Origin of the sequence: Streptomyces sp. Y2F8-2, assembly GCF_014905555.1 — a bacterium.
GTDB lineage: Bacteria > Actinomycetota > Actinomycetes > Streptomycetales > Streptomycetaceae > Streptomyces > Streptomyces cynarae.
Map to the genome: position 1 here is coordinate 222,731 of NZ_BNGS01000007.1, position 12,868 is coordinate 235,598.

Sequence of the window (12,868 nt, forward strand, 5' to 3'; positions counted from 1 at the left end):
GCTGTCGAACCAATTCGGGCGGACGGCTCTCGCTACCGGGTCCGGAACACCTCGTGGCAGGCCGCGCGAAGGCGGCGTACACCCTCGGTGATCTCCCCCTCCCCCGCGGCGGCCGCGAAGCTCAACCGCAGGTGCGGGGCCGGGGGTTCGGCGCTGAAGTAGGGGCGGCCGGGGGTGACCGCGACGCCGGCGCGCAGGGCGCCCGCGGTGAGGGCGGACTCGTCGGTGCCCTCGGGCAGGCGTGCCCAGAGGTGGTAGCCGCCGGACGGGATGTACGGCAGGGCGAGTTCGGGCAGGTGCAGGCGCAGGGCGGCGGTCATCGTGTCGCGGCGGTGCCTCAACTCGGCGGCGACGGCGCGCAGATGCCGGGGCCATGCGGGCGAGCCGACGAGTTCCAGCGCGGCCTCCTGGAGGGGGCGCGGCACGAAGAAGGTGTCGACGATCTGGATGGCGCGCAGCCGTTCCAGGACAGGGCCGCGGGCGGCCAGGGCGCCGACCCGGAAGCTGGGCGAGGTCGCCTTGGTGAGGGAGTTGACGTGCACGACGACGCCGTCGAGGTCCTCGGCGGCCAGCGGGGGCGGCAGGGGGCCGGCGTCCTCGTGCACCAGTCGGCGGACGAAGTCGTCCTCGATGACGAACGCTCCGGCGTCGCGCGCGATGCGCAGCACCTCGCGTCGGCGCTCAGGGGCGAGGACGGCACCGGTCGGGTTCTGGAACAGCGGCTGGCAGACGACGACACGGGCTCCGGTCGCGCGGAACGCGTCGGCGAGCAGGACGGGTTTGACCCCGTCCGCGTCCACCGGCACGGGTACGGGCCTCAGGCCGGCCGCGCGGGCGATGGCGAGCATGCCGGGATAGGTGGGCGACTCGACGAGGACGGGGGCGCCGGGCGGTGCGAGGGCACGTAGTGCGGTGGTCAGCGCGGACTGGCCGCCCGCGGTGATCAGCACGTCGGCGGCGGTGGTCGCGCCGCCGATGCCCCGCGCGAACCACTCGCGCAGTTCGGCGACGCCTTCGACGGGCGGCCGGGCCCAGACGCCGGGGCGGCGGCCGGCGCGCGAGAGGGCCGCGGCCATGGCCCGCTCGGGCTGCAGTGAGGGGTGCAGATAGCCGCCGGTGAACTCGATGACACCGGCGGGCGGGGCGGCCAGCGAGACGACCACTCCTGACGCGTCGACGCTGCGCGGCACGAGCTCGGCGGCGGCATCGGCACTGAGCGCGACCTCCTGCCAGGCGGTGTCTCCCACGGCCGGGGCCGCGGCCCGCGGTTCCGCCCGGAAGGCCCCGGCTCCCGGGCGCGTGACCACCAGCCCCTCGGCGGCCAGCTGGGCGAGCGCGCGCGACACGGTCACCGGACTCACCCGGAACCGCTCGACGAGCGCACGGCTGGACGGCAGCTTCTCTCCGGGCGAGTAGCGCTTCAGCTCGTACCGGAGACGTTTCGCCAGGTCGGAGACGCTGCTACTCTCTTGCATGAGGACACAGGATAGCGCTACTGCTCCTACATCGATAGCGGTGACCGCGGCCGTCACAGGGGCCGACACGGCCCGCCGCCGCACCGGAACCCTCCAGGCCGCCCTCGGCGTGGTCGCCTTCTCGCTCACCTTCCCCGCCACCGCCTGGGGGCTCGAGGGATTCGGCGCCTGGTCGCTCGTCGCCGCGCGCAGTGTGCTCGCCGCCCTCATCGCCGGCGGGTGCCTGCTCGCACTCCGTGTTCCGGTGCCCGCGCGGGCCCACTGGGCGGGGCTCGCCGTGGTCGCGGCCGGCGTGGTGCTCGGCTTCCCGCTGCTGACCACCCTCGCCCTGAAGACCTCGACCACCGCGCACGCCGCCGTGGTCGTCGGGCTGCTCCCCCTGACCACCGCCCTCCTCTCCGCACTGCGCGTCCGCACCCGGCCCTCCCGCACCTTCTGGCTCGCCGCCCTCGCCGGCGCCGCCGCCGTCATCGCTTTCACCGTGCAGCAGAGCGGCGGCGCGTTGACCGGCGCGGACGCCTACCTCTTCGGCGCCCTGCTGATCTGCGCCGCCGGCTACACCGAGGGCGGCCGGCTGGCCCGGGTCATGCCCGGCTGGCAGGTCATCGGCTGGGCCCTGGTGCTGTGCCTGCCGCTCACCGTGCCCGCCGCGGCCGTGGCGCTGTCGTACGAGCCGGTCCACCTCACTGCGCACGGCGTGGCCGGGCTGCTGTGGGTGGCGGCCGGATCGCAGTTCCTCGGGCTGGTCGTCTGGTACCGGGGCATGGCCGCCATCGGCATCCCCAAGGCCAGTCAGTTGCAGTTGGCCCAGCCCCTGCTCACACTGGTGTGGTCGGTACTGCTCCTCGGTGAGCACCTCACCCCGGCCGCACCGCTCACGGCCGCCGCGGTCCTCGTGTGCATCGCGGTCACCCAGCGGGCGCGGGGCTGACCGGGGCAGGGGTGGGACCGGGACGTCCGGCGCCACCGGCCGCGGCTCGCGGCCGCAGCGAGTGAGCCGAAGGGGCTGTAGCGTTCCGGAGGCGAGCCGCCTGAAAACGGGACCGACACTCCCGCAACGCGACGAGGAGGGCCCAACAGATGCGCGCAACTGTGGGCGACAAGCTGGTGCAGCACGGCAGGATCGTCGGGCAGCACGACAAGGTCGGCGAGATCGTCGAAGTGATGGGCGCGGACGGCAACCCGCCGTACCGGGTCCGCTTCCAGGACGGGCACGAAGGGGTGTGCTCACCCGGCCCGGACACCGAGATCCGCCACAAGGAGGACGCCGGGCGGCCGATCGGACACTAGGGACCGGGTTCAGCGCGGCGGCGTCGCCGGCTGTCGGTAGTGATCGGCGACCACTCGCGTCATCGCGCCGATCGGGTCCCGGGCCACGTCCTGAGCGGCGAAGAAGACATGCCCGCGGACCTGCGGGTAGCGCCTGGCCAGAGTGAGGTGCAGGGAGAGTTCGGCCGGGTCCTGCCAGGCGGCGGGCTCGGCCGCGGCACTGGCCTTGTACAGCCCCTCACCCGCGTACAGCTGTACGTCCGTGCCCTGGACGACACCTGCCCACCAGGGCACGAGTCGCGCGTAGTCGGCCACGGCGTAGCCGATGTTCCAGTAGATCTGCGGGCAGACGTAGTCCAGCCACCCCGACCTCACCCAGGTCCTGGTGTCCGCGTACAGGTCGTCGTACGTCTGCACCCCGGCCCGGGTGTCCGAGCCGCGGGGGTCGGTGCCGGCGTTGCGCCACACCCCGAAGGGGCTGATCCCGAAGCGCGCTGCCGGTCTGGTCTGCCGCACACGGCTCGCAGTCTCGCGCACCAGTTGGTCGACGTTGTCCCGGCGCCAGTCGGCCCGGCTCGGGAAGTCGTCGCCGTACTCCTCGTACGCGTCGTCGTCGTCGAAGTCCTCCCCGGCGACCGGGTACGGGTAGAAGTAGTCGTCGAAGTGGACGCCGTCGACCGGGTAGCGGCGTACGGCGTCCAGGATCGCGTCCTCGACGAAGGCGCGGACCTCCGGCAGGCCGGGGTTGTAGTAGAGCTTGCCGCCGTAGGCCACGACCCAGTCGGGGTGCTCGCGGGCGGGGTGCCGGGCGGCGAGCCGGGACGGGTCGGCGTGCAGGGCGATCCGGTACGGGTTGAACCAGGCGTGCAGTTGCAGGCCCCGCGCGTGCGCCTCGGTGACGGCCGTGCCGAGCGGGTCCCAGCCGGGGTCCTGCCCCTGGACGCCGGTCAGGTACTGGGACCAGGGCTCGTACGGGGAGGGCCACAGGGCGTCGGCCGTGGGGCGCACCTGGAAGAACACCGTGTTCAGCCGGCGCCGCACGGCCACGTCCAGCAGGGCGCACAGCTCGGCGCGCTGCGCGGACGCCGTCAGACCGGGACGCGAGGGCCAGTCGCGGTTGGCCACGCAGGCCAGCCACATCCCCCGCATCTCCCCGGCCGCCGCACCCCGCGGTGCGGCCGCGGCGTCGCCCGCCGTGACCAGGCCGGCCAGCGCGGCCACCGTGAACGCCCGGCGTGACAACCGGCCCATCGGCATACCCCCGTACTCTGCGGACCCGCCTCGTCACGGATCGTTCCGGTGGCCCAGCATGCTCCCACCCGGACGATCGATCATCGATACTTGGGAGTAACGTGCACGATCGGAGCAGGCGACCGGGACCCGATCGGACCTGCCACAGCCGTAGATCAGCGAAAGGGACGATGTGACCGACATCGAACGCGTCGGAGTGGTGGGCTGCGGCCAGATGGGCGCGGGCATCGCCGAGGTGTGCGCCCGCGCCGGACTGGACGTGAAGGTCGCCGAGACCACCGGCGAGGCCCTGGAGATCGGGCGCACCCGCCTGTTCAACTCCCTGTCCAAGGCGGCCGAACGCGGCAAGATCTCCGAGGAGGAGCGGGAGGCGACGCAGGCGCGCCTGACCTTCACCACCGACCTCGGCGAGTTCGCGGACCGCGATCTGGTGATCGAGGCCGTCGTCGAGAACGAGCAGGTGAAGACCGAGATCTTCCAGGTGCTCGACCAGGTGGTGACCCGCCCGGACGCCATCCTCGCCTCCAACACCTCCTCGATCCCGCTGGTGAAGCTGGCCGTGGCGACCTCGCGGCCGGACCAGGTGATCGGCATCCACTTCTTCAACCCGGCCCCGGTCCAGAAGCTCGTCGAGCTGATCCCGGCGCTCACCACCTCCGAGGGCACCCTGAGCCGGGCCCAGCTGTTCGCGGAGAAGCTCCTCGGCAAGCACGCCATCCGCGCCCAGGACCGCTCGGGCTTCGTCGTCAACGCGCTGCTGGTGCCGTATCTGCTGTCCGCGATCCGGATGTTCGAGTCGGGCATCGCCGGGCGCGAGGACATCGACAACGGCATGGAGATGGGCTGCGCCCACCCGATGGGACCGCTGAAGCTCGCCGACCTGATCGGGCTGGACACCGTCGTCTCGATCGCCAACTCGATGTACCACGAGTACAAGGAGCCCCTGTACGCCGCTCCCCCGCTGCTGCAGCGGATGGTGGAGGCGGGCCGGCTGGGGCGCAAGACCGGCTCGGGCTTCTACACCTACTCCTGATTACACAACGTCAAGACCCGGCTCGCGTGGGCCCGGCACCGTCGGACGGTGCCGGGCCCACGCCATTCACACGGCGTGTGCGCGCCGGACCCGCATATGCCGCTCGCACACTCTCCTCACGTGCCCACCAGGGGGGTTGACTCAGCATGCGCATGCAAGGGATGTGAGACGACTACGGAAAGGAGCGGACTTGTGACCGCCGATCCCGAGCATCCCGTCGTCCATGGAGAACTCGCAGAGTTACGCCGCCGACTCGACGTGGCCTACGCACGCGTCGAGGGTGGGCTGGCGCTGCTCAGCCATCGCACCGAGGAGACGGCGAAGGAGCTGGACGAACTGCACACCCGCCTCATCACGTTGGAACACGCACGCTGGCCGCTGCCCGCCGTCGCCGCCCTCACGGCGGTGGGCGCGCTCGTCGTGGCGGTCTGGCAGGCGCTGGGCCACTAGGACCGGGCGCACCGGCTCAGGGCATCGCGTCCTGCCCCAGCCTCAGGTGATGCAGAAGCAGTAACGCGGCCGCCATGTTGGCGGCCGGGACCTCCCCACGGGCGACCATGTCGGGCACGAGTTTGAGGGGAACCCATTCCCGGCGGTCCGACTCGAAGTCGTCCACGGGGTGCCCGACGTACTCGCCCTCGTCCGCCCAGTAGACATGGTGCCGGGCGTCGGTGAGTCCGTTGGAGGGCTCCACGCTCATGAGATGGCGCAGGGGTCCCGGCCGCCAACCGGTCTCCTCCTCCAGTTCACGGGCCGCCGCGTCGGCGATGTCCTCGCCGTCCTCGACGACGCCCGCCGCGAGTTCCCACCCCCAGCTGTCGGTGATGAAGCGGTGCCGCCACAGCAGCAGCACCTCGTTGGCCTCGTTGACGACGGTGGCCACGGCGACGGGCCGCAGCCGTATCAGGAAGTGGTCGAGGTGCCGGCCGTCCGGCAGCTCGACATCCGCCAGGTTGACGCTGAACCAGCGGTTTTCATACACAGTTTGTTCGTTCTGTTTCGTCCACTGCATGGTTCTGCCACCTTCCGCCGAGTAAGGGGCAATATCGCAGCAGGAGCGGCGACTCAGCAGGCTCACAGCGGCGCACGCCCGGCGCAGCGGCGGGCGCAGTCGCCCGCGCCGACGGACATCGCGCGGCTCTCATGCAGTGGGTGGGGCGGTGACTACAGCGGTACGCGCAGGGCCCCGTCGATGAGTTCGGCCGCCTCGGCCGTTCCGGCGCAGCCGCTGCGGACGAGGTGTTCGCGCACCGCCCGGAGTCTGTCGCGCAGGCGCATGGACTCCATTCCACGCGCCCGCTCCGCCATCTCCACCGCGGTGGCCACCGCCTTGTCGGCGTTGCCCTGGCGCAGTTCGATCTGGCTGAGCATGGCGAGCCGGTGGACCCGGCCCCGGTCGTGCGCGGGCGTGCCCACCGCGGCCGCGGCGTGCTCCCCGGCCGCCGTCAGGTCGCCGAGGCTGAGCAGCGCCTCGGCGACCTGGACGTTGACGAGGCCGGGCTGGACGTAGCCGGTCTCGTCCGGTTCGTGGCCGCGCCGAATGCGCTCGGCGGCCGACTCGGCCCGCCGTATGCAGGACAGCGCGCCCGACGCGTCCCCGAGGTGCGCGTACGCCTTCGCCTGCATCGCGTACAGGTCCGAGGCGAGCGCCGGGGTGATCTGCTTGCCCGCGGCGCGCAGCGCGGCCTCGGCGAAGGCCACGGCCTGCCGGTACTCCCTCATGAACAGCGACTGGTTGACCAGCAGGGCTATGACGTACGCGCCGAGCCCCCGGTCCCCGCTGGCCTTGGCCAGGCGCAGGGCCTGGTGGAAGTACCGCTGGGCCAGACCGTGGGCGTCGGAGTCGTACGCGCAGATACCGGCGATCGCCACAAGTCCCCCGGTGGCACGGTGCAGTTGGCGGCCCGTCGCGTCGGTGTAGCCACCGCGCAGCAGCGGTGCCGTCTCGGCGTTGAGGAAGCCGACGATACGGGCACGGGTGGCTATGCCGCCGGCCTTGCGGTACATCTGCTCGTAGTGGGCGCGGGCCGCGCGCAGCATGTCGATGTCGGCCGGGGTGACCCGGTGGCGTCCGCCGCGGGAGACGTCCACGTCCTCCGGCGGGTTCTCCCACTCCCACACGGGCATCACGGCGGGTGTTCCGGTCACGGCCGGGGCGCCCAGGATGTGGGGGCGCTGCTGTTCGTCGGAGCGCCACAGGGCGGTGGCGCGCTCCACGAACCCGGAGAGGCTGGAGCCGTGGGGAGCGGCCGGTTCGCCCGGCACGCCGAGGCCGATGTCGTCGAGGGTCACCGGGCGGTGCAGCCGGGCCGCGAGCACCTCGCAGATCAGGTCGGGCACCTGGCCGCGTGGGCGCTGGCCCTTCAACCAGCGTGCCACGGCCGTGTGTTCGTATCTGAGAGCGAGGCCGCGTGCCCGCCCCGCCTGGTTGACGTGCGCGGCCAGTCCCGCGTGGGAGATTCCGGCCTCGTCGAGGATCGCGTCGAGCAGAGTGTTGGGCTGCATGGGTGCACTCCGGTGGCTCGGTTTCGCCAGGGTAGTGCGAAGCGCTTCACACGGGGTGTGAACGGAGTGCGCGAATCCGGGCTGTGCGTGCGCTGTCGCGGAGAGTTTCCGGGCGCTTGACTTGAAACCCCTCGCAAGAGGCCGGCCGGGCCGCCGGCTCCCCCTCGTACAGTGCGGCGGCCCGCTCGGCGCCGTCCGCCCAGCCGCCTGCCCGACACTCCGTGGCGGGGCGGACGGCTCCGCCGGCGGGGCCGAGCGGCTGAGCGCCGGGCACCGCGGGTCGTTCGTCGGCTGCGGGTCCGATGTGGTTTCTCGCACAGTTCCCCGCGCCCCTTTGAGGGCGCGGGGAACTGCGCGATCAGCCACCGACCACCCGCGGCCGACACCCGGCCCGCAGTCGCCCGGCGCTCGCCGAGACTAGCTCCGCAGCACGGCGCCGGTGCGCTCAGCGGCCAGCGCGACCGCCGCGTCGCGCGCAGCCGACGCCTCGTCCACCGTGAGCGTCCGGTCAGCCGCGCGGAAGCGCAGCGCGTAGGCCAGCGACTTGCGCCCCTCCCCCAGCTGCTCCTCGTTCTCGTAGACGTCGAACAGCCGGATGGACTCGAGGAGTTCGCCGGCGCCCTCGCGCAGCGCGGCCTCGACCTCCGCCTGCGGCACCGGCTTGTCCACGACGAGCGCGACGTCCTGCGTGGCGACCGGGAAGGTGGAGATGCCCGGCGCCTGCGGGGTGCCGTCGCCGGCCGCCTCCAGCGCGTCCAGGTTCAGCTCCGTCGCGCAGGTGCGCTCGGGCAGCCCCAGCGCCTTCACGACGCGCGGGTGCAGCTCGCCCGCGTGGCCCACGACCCGCTCGGCACCGTCCGTGACGACCACGAGCTCGGCGCAGCGGCCCGGGTGCCACGGACCGTACTGGCCCTTGCGGACGATCAGCTCGGCCCCGGCCTCTCGGGCCACGGTCCGGGCGGCCTCGATCGCGTCCGCCCAGTCGGCCGGGCGGCCCTTGCCCCACCAGCCGGCCTGTTCGCGGGCGCCCGCCAGGACGACGGCCACGTGGCGCGGCTGCTCGGGCAGCACGGCGGTCAGCGCGGCGATCTCCTCATCGGTGGGACGCCGGTCGACGGGCAGGTGGGCGGCCACACGCCGCTCCTCGCGCGGGTGGAAGACCAGCCCGGTCTCGAACAGCGCCAGGTCGTGCGAGCCGCGGCCGTCGTTGCGGCGCAGCGCGCCGAGCAGGCCCGGCAGCAGCGTCGTGCGCAGCGCGGGCTCCTCGTCGCTGAGCGGGTTGACCAGCTTGACGACGCGGCGGGCCGGGTCGTCGGCCTCCAGGCCGAACTGGTCGAAGACCTGCTCGCTGACGAACGGGTAGTTCGGCGCCTCGACGTAGCCTGCCCCGGCCAGAGCCCGGCCGACGCGGCGGTGCAGCCGCTGCCGGTGGGTCAGGCCGCGCCCGGACGGGGGCTTGGGCAGCGTGGAGGGCAGGTTCTCGTAGCCCTCCAGCCGGATGACCTCCTCGGCCAGGTCGTTCGGCTCCGCCAGGTCCGGCCGCCACGACGGCACGGTGACGATCAGCTCGTCCTGACCGTAGACGTCGCAGCCGACCTCCTGCAGGCGGCGTACGACGGTCTCGCGGCCGTAGTGCACGCCGGCGACCTTGTCCGGGTGGTCGGCCGGCATGGCGATGGTGTGCGGCGCGGACGGCGCGATGATCTCGGTGACGCCCGCGTCGGCGGTACCGCCCGCGAGCAGCACCAGCAGGTCGACCGTGCGCTGGGCGGCGGCGGGGGCGGCCAGCGGGTCCACGCCGCGCTCGAAGCGGCGGGACGCCTCGGAGGACAGCTTGTGACGGCGCGCGGTGCGGGCGATGGAGACCTGGTTGAAGTGCGCGGCCTCGATGACGATCTCAGTCGTGGCGTTCTCGCCGTCGTCGTGGTCCGCGATCTCGGTGTTGGCGCCGCCCATGACACCGGCGAGGCCGATCGGGCCGCGGTCGTCGGTGATGACGAGATCCTCGGAGTGCAGGGTGCGCGTCACGCCGTCGAGGGTGGTGAACTTCTCGCCCTCCTCGGCACGGCGCACGCCGATCGTGCCCTGGATCAACTTGCGGTCGTAGGCGTGCAGCGGCTGGCCGATCTCCATCATCACGTAGTTGGTGATGTCGACGGCGAGCGAGATCGGGCGCATGCCGACCTTCTGCAGCCGGCGCTGCAGCCAGATCGGGGAGCGGGCCTCGGGGTCGACGCCGGTCACCGTACGGGCGGTGAAGCGGTCGCAGCCGAGGGGTTCGGAGATCTTCACCGGGTGGCCGAACGCGTTCGGCGCCGGCACGTCGAGCAGGGCGGGGTCGCGCAGCGGCAGGCCGTAGGCGATGGCGGTCTCGCGGGCGACACCGCGGATCGACAGGCAGTCGCCGCGGTTGGCGGTGACGGCGATGTCGAGCACCTCGTCGACCAGCTCGAGCAGCTCGACGGCGTCCTTGCCGACCTCGGTGCCGGGCGGCAGCACGATGATGCCCTTGGTGCCGTCGTCACCCATGTTCAGCTCGTCGCTGGAGCAGATCATGCCGCGCGACATCCGGCCGTACGTCTTGCGCTCGGCGATCGCGAAGTCGCCGGGCAGGACCGCGCCGGGGAGGGCCACCACGACCTTGTCGCCGACGGCGAAGTTACGGGCGCCGCAGACGATCTCCTGGGGCTCGCCGGTGCCGTTCGCCTTGCCGACGTCGACGGTGCAGTAGCGGATCGGCTTCTTGAAGCCCTCCAGCTCCTCGATGGTCAGCACCTGGCCCACGACCAGCGGACCCGTGAGGTCGGCGCCGAGCTGCTCGACGGTCTCGACCTCCAGGCCGGCCGAAATCAGCTTGGCCTGCACATCGCGCCCGGTCTCCGTCGCCGGCAGGTCGACGTACTCCCGCAGCCAAGAAAGCGGGACCCGCATCAGATCTCCATCCCGAACGGCCGGGTGAACCGGACGTCACCCTCGACCATGTCTCGCATGTCTTCGACGTTGTGGCGGAACATCAGCATCCGCTCGATGCCGAACCCGAAGGCGAAGCCGCTGTACTTCTCCGGGTCGACGCCGCAGGCGGTGAGCACCCGCGGGTTGACCATGCCGCAGCCGCCGAGCTCGATCCAGCCCTCGGACGAGCAGGTGCGGCAGGGCCGGTCGGGGTTGCCGACGGACTCGCCGCGGCAGACGTAGCACACCATGTCCATCTCGGCGGACGGCTCGGTGAACGGGAAGAAGTTCGGCCGCAGCCGGGTCTTCATGCCCTCGCCGAACAGCGACTGGACCATGTGGTCCAGCGTGCCCTTCAGGTCCGCCATGGTCAGGCCCTCGTCGACGGCGAGCAGCTCGACCTGGTGGAAGACCGGGGTGTGGGTGGCGTCCAGCTCGTCGGTGCGGTACACGCGGCCGGGGCAGATCACGTAGACCGGCAGCTCGCGGTCGAGCAGGGAACGGATCTGCACGGGCGAGGTGTGGGTGCGCAGCACGACACCGGACTCCGAGCCGCCGTCGGGCGCCTGCACGAAGAAGGTGTCGGCCTCGCCGCGGGCCGGGTGGTCCGGTCCGATGTTCAGGGCGTCGAAGTTGAACCACTCGGCCTCGACCTCGGGGCCCTCGGCGACCTCGTAGCCCATGGCCACGAAGACGTCCTCGATGCGCTCCGAGAGCGTGGTCAGCGGGTGGCGGGCGCCCGCGGGCACGCGGTCGTAGGGCAGCGTGACGTCCACCGACTCCTCGACCAGGACGCGGGCGTCCCGCTCGGCCTCGAGTTCGGCCTGGCGGCCGGCGAGGGCCTTGTTCACGGCGCCACGGGCCTGGCCCACGCGCTTGCCGGCGTCGGCCTTGGCGTGCGGGGGCAGGGCGCCGATCTCGCGGTTGGCGAGAGCCAGCGGCGAGGTGGGGCCGGTGTGGGCGACCTTGGCCTCGTGGAGCGCGTCGAGGGAGTCCGCGGCGGCGAAGGCGGCGAGCGCCTCGTCCCGCATGCGCTCGATCTCTTCCGGTTTCAAGGCCTCGACCTCGACAGGGTCGTACGACTTATTGGGTGCCGACATCTCTTCCCGTGCTTCCGATTGGCTGGCTGACGGTCCCCGTCACCGACTCGTGGACGAGTCGTCTCCGGATATTGGGACGCAAAGGTGCCAATGGCCGAGTCTAACGGGGCTGGGGAAAGTGAATGCGCCCGTGGGTTGCTCAGGCCAGGTAAGCCGGTGCCCCCACGGGCAACGTAAATCGGAACTCGGCGCCGCCGCTGCGGGCGCGGCCGACCGTGATGGTGCCGCCGTGGGCCTCGACGATGCCTTTGACGATATAGAGCCCGAGGCCCGTGCCCCCGCGCTTGCTGCCCCGCCAGAAGCGGGTGAAGACGCGGTTCATGGACTCCTCCGGGATGCCGGGGCCCTCGTCGCTCACCGTGACCGACGTGCCGGTGTCCTCCCCTTCGCGGGGCGAAACCGAGGGCGTGATGTCAATCGTGACGGTTCCCTCCCCGTGGCGCACGGCATTTTCGAGGAGGTTGCTGAGCACCTGGTCGATCTTGTCGGGGTCGGCCCAGAGGGCGGGCAGGGGCTGCTCGATGCGCAGCAGGAAACGGTCGGCGGGCTGCCCGGCGGCGACGTAGGCCTGGATGTGCCGTCCGACGGCCGCTCCTATGTCGACGGGCTGGCGGCGCACCTCCAGCCGCCCGGAGTCGATCCGCGAGATGTCCAGCAGCTCGGCGATGAGCCGGGTGACCCGGTCCGCGTCGGCGTCGACGGTCTCCAGCATGAGCCGCTTCTGGTCGTCGGTGAAGCGTTCCCACTTGGCGAGGAGGGTGGCGGTGAAGCCCTTGACGGAGGTGAGCGGGGAGCGCAGTTCATGGGCCACGGTCGCGATCAGTTCGGCGTGGCTGCGTTCGGTGCGGCGGCGCGCCTCGGTGTCGCGGAGGGTGACGACCACGCGGCGGATGGGCCCGGTGGGGCGGGTGCGCACATAGCGCGCGGAGACGAGGACCTCGCGGCCCCCGGGGAGCAGGAGGTTGCGCTCGGGCTGCCGGACGCGGATCGTGAGCCCTCCGTAGGGGTCGGTCAGCTGCCACCAGCGCCGCCCCTCGAGATCTTCTAATGGCAGGGCTCTGTCGAGCCGCTGCCCGAGGGCGTCGGCGGCGCGGACGGCGGTGATGCGTTCGGCCGGGGCGTTGAAGCAGATGACGCGCGCGTGCTCGTCGGCGATGACGAGCCCGTCGGGGAGTTCGTCCGGGTCGATGCCGAGCTCGGCGGGATCGCCGTGCCGGGACCCCGGGGCGCGGTGCGCGTCCCGTGCCTCCGGTGCTCTGCTCGTACCGACCCTCATCCCCGTA

At 72.3% G+C, this 12,868-nt stretch carries 11 protein-coding genes; 4 read left to right on the forward strand and 7 right to left on the reverse strand.

The window, feature by feature from the left end; translation table 11 throughout:
• Window positions 1–32: 32 nt before the first annotated feature.
• A complete protein-coding gene (locus SY2F82_RS24260) occupies window positions 33–1,475 on the reverse strand; it encodes a PLP-dependent aminotransferase family protein (RefSeq protein WP_200421287.1) in 1,443 nt (480 codons plus the stop codon).
• Here SY2F82_RS24260 and SY2F82_RS24265 point away from each other — a divergent pair.
• Together SY2F82_RS24265 and SY2F82_RS24270 are read left to right on the forward strand one after the other, a co-directional pair.
• Window positions 1,474–2,406, forward strand: coding sequence for a DMT family transporter (locus tag SY2F82_RS24265; protein WP_200421288.1), 933 nt, complete (start codon window positions 1,474–1,476; stop codon window positions 2,404–2,406). The two genes, SY2F82_RS24260 and SY2F82_RS24265, sit on opposite strands and share 2 nt — an antisense overlap.
• Before the next feature lie 149 nt (window positions 2,407–2,555).
• The gene (locus SY2F82_RS24270) at window positions 2,556–2,765 is read left to right on the forward strand and encodes a DUF1918 domain-containing protein (RefSeq protein ID WP_200421289.1); all 210 of its coding nucleotides are present in this window, start codon (window positions 2,556–2,558) and stop codon (window positions 2,763–2,765) included.
• 9 nt (window positions 2,766–2,774) lie between these two features.
• Here the strand turns inward: SY2F82_RS24270 and SY2F82_RS24275 are convergent, their stop codons facing one another.
• Window positions 2,775–3,995, reverse strand: coding sequence for a glycoside hydrolase family 10 protein (locus SY2F82_RS24275; RefSeq protein ID WP_200421290.1), 1,221 nt, complete (start codon window positions 3,993–3,995; stop codon window positions 2,775–2,777).
• 172 nt (window positions 3,996–4,167) lie between these two features.
• Here SY2F82_RS24275 and SY2F82_RS24280 point away from each other — a divergent pair, with 172 nt between their 5' ends.
• Together SY2F82_RS24280 and SY2F82_RS24285 are read left to right on the forward strand one after the other, a co-directional pair.
• A complete protein-coding gene (locus SY2F82_RS24280; RefSeq protein ID WP_200421291.1) occupies window positions 4,168–5,028 on the forward strand; it encodes a 3-hydroxybutyryl-CoA dehydrogenase in 861 nt (286 codons plus the stop codon).
• Window positions 5,029–5,220: 192 nt separating this feature from the next.
• Window positions 5,221–5,478 (forward strand): hypothetical protein, encoded by a 258-nt coding sequence (locus SY2F82_RS24285; protein ID WP_200421292.1) that lies wholly within the window; start codon window positions 5,221–5,223, stop codon window positions 5,476–5,478.
• A gap of 16 nt (window positions 5,479–5,494) precedes the next feature.
• Here SY2F82_RS24285 and SY2F82_RS24290 read toward each other — a convergent pair whose 3' ends face one another.
• The 5 genes from SY2F82_RS24290 to SY2F82_RS24310 all read right to left on the reverse strand — a co-directional run bounded on the left by SY2F82_RS24290 (window position 5,495) and on the right by SY2F82_RS24310 (window position 12,861).
• Window positions 5,495–6,040 carry an NUDIX hydrolase gene (locus SY2F82_RS24290; protein ID WP_200421293.1) on the reverse strand — a complete coding sequence of 182 codons (546 nt, stop codon included), beginning with the start codon at window positions 6,038–6,040 and terminating at the stop codon, window positions 5,495–5,497.
• Between the two features lie 152 nt (window positions 6,041–6,192).
• Complete coding sequence (locus SY2F82_RS24295) at window positions 6,193–7,533, reverse strand: transcriptional regulator (RefSeq protein WP_200421294.1); 1,341 nt, start codon at window positions 7,531–7,533, stop codon at window positions 6,193–6,195.
• A 417-nt stretch (window positions 7,534–7,950) separates the two neighbouring features.
• Window positions 7,951–10,464 carry a phenylalanine--tRNA ligase subunit beta gene (gene pheT / locus SY2F82_RS24300; protein ID WP_200421295.1) on the reverse strand — a complete coding sequence of 838 codons (2,514 nt, stop codon included), beginning with the start codon at window positions 10,462–10,464 and terminating at the stop codon, window positions 7,951–7,953.
• Window positions 10,464–11,585 (reverse strand): phenylalanine--tRNA ligase subunit alpha, encoded by a 1,122-nt coding sequence (gene pheS / locus SY2F82_RS24305; protein WP_200421296.1) that lies wholly within the window; start codon window positions 11,583–11,585, stop codon window positions 10,464–10,466. The genes pheT and pheS overlap by 1 nt, the downstream gene beginning before the upstream one ends.
• Window positions 11,586–11,724: 139 nt before the next feature.
• On the reverse strand, window positions 11,725–12,861 hold the full coding sequence (locus tag SY2F82_RS24310) for an ATP-binding protein (protein WP_200421297.1): 1,137 nt from the start codon (window positions 12,859–12,861) through the stop codon (window positions 11,725–11,727).
• Between the last annotated feature and the right edge of the window lie 7 nt (window positions 12,862–12,868).

Excerpts from the sequence above, each read along its gene's own strand:
- SY2F82_RS24295 (WP_200421294.1), bottom strand. The coding sequence starts at position 7,533 with ATGCAGCCCAACACTCTGCTCGACGCGATCCTCGACGAGGCCGGAATC.
- SY2F82_RS24310 (WP_200421297.1), bottom strand. The coding sequence starts at position 12,861 with ATGAGGGTCGGTACGAGCAGAGCACCGGAGGCACGGGACGCGCACCGC.
- SY2F82_RS24275 (WP_200421290.1), bottom strand. The coding sequence starts at position 3,995 with ATGGGCCGGTTGTCACGCCGGGCGTTCACGGTGGCCGCGCTGGCCGGC.
- pheS (WP_200421296.1), bottom strand. The coding sequence starts at position 11,585 with ATGTCGGCACCCAATAAGTCGTACGACCCTGTCGAGGTCGAGGCCTTG.
- SY2F82_RS24290 (WP_200421293.1), bottom strand. The coding sequence starts at position 6,040 with ATGCAGTGGACGAAACAGAACGAACAAACTGTGTATGAAAACCGCTGG.
- SY2F82_RS24270 (WP_200421289.1), top strand. The coding sequence starts at position 2,556 with ATGCGCGCAACTGTGGGCGACAAGCTGGTGCAGCACGGCAGGATCGTC.
- pheT (WP_200421295.1), bottom strand. The coding sequence starts at position 10,464 with ATGCGGGTCCCGCTTTCTTGGCTGCGGGAGTACGTCGACCTGCCGGCG.
- SY2F82_RS24265 (WP_200421288.1), top strand. The coding sequence starts at position 1,474 with ATGAGGACACAGGATAGCGCTACTGCTCCTACATCGATAGCGGTGACC.
- SY2F82_RS24260 (WP_200421287.1), bottom strand. The coding sequence starts at position 1,475 with ATGCAAGAGAGTAGCAGCGTCTCCGACCTGGCGAAACGTCTCCGGTAC.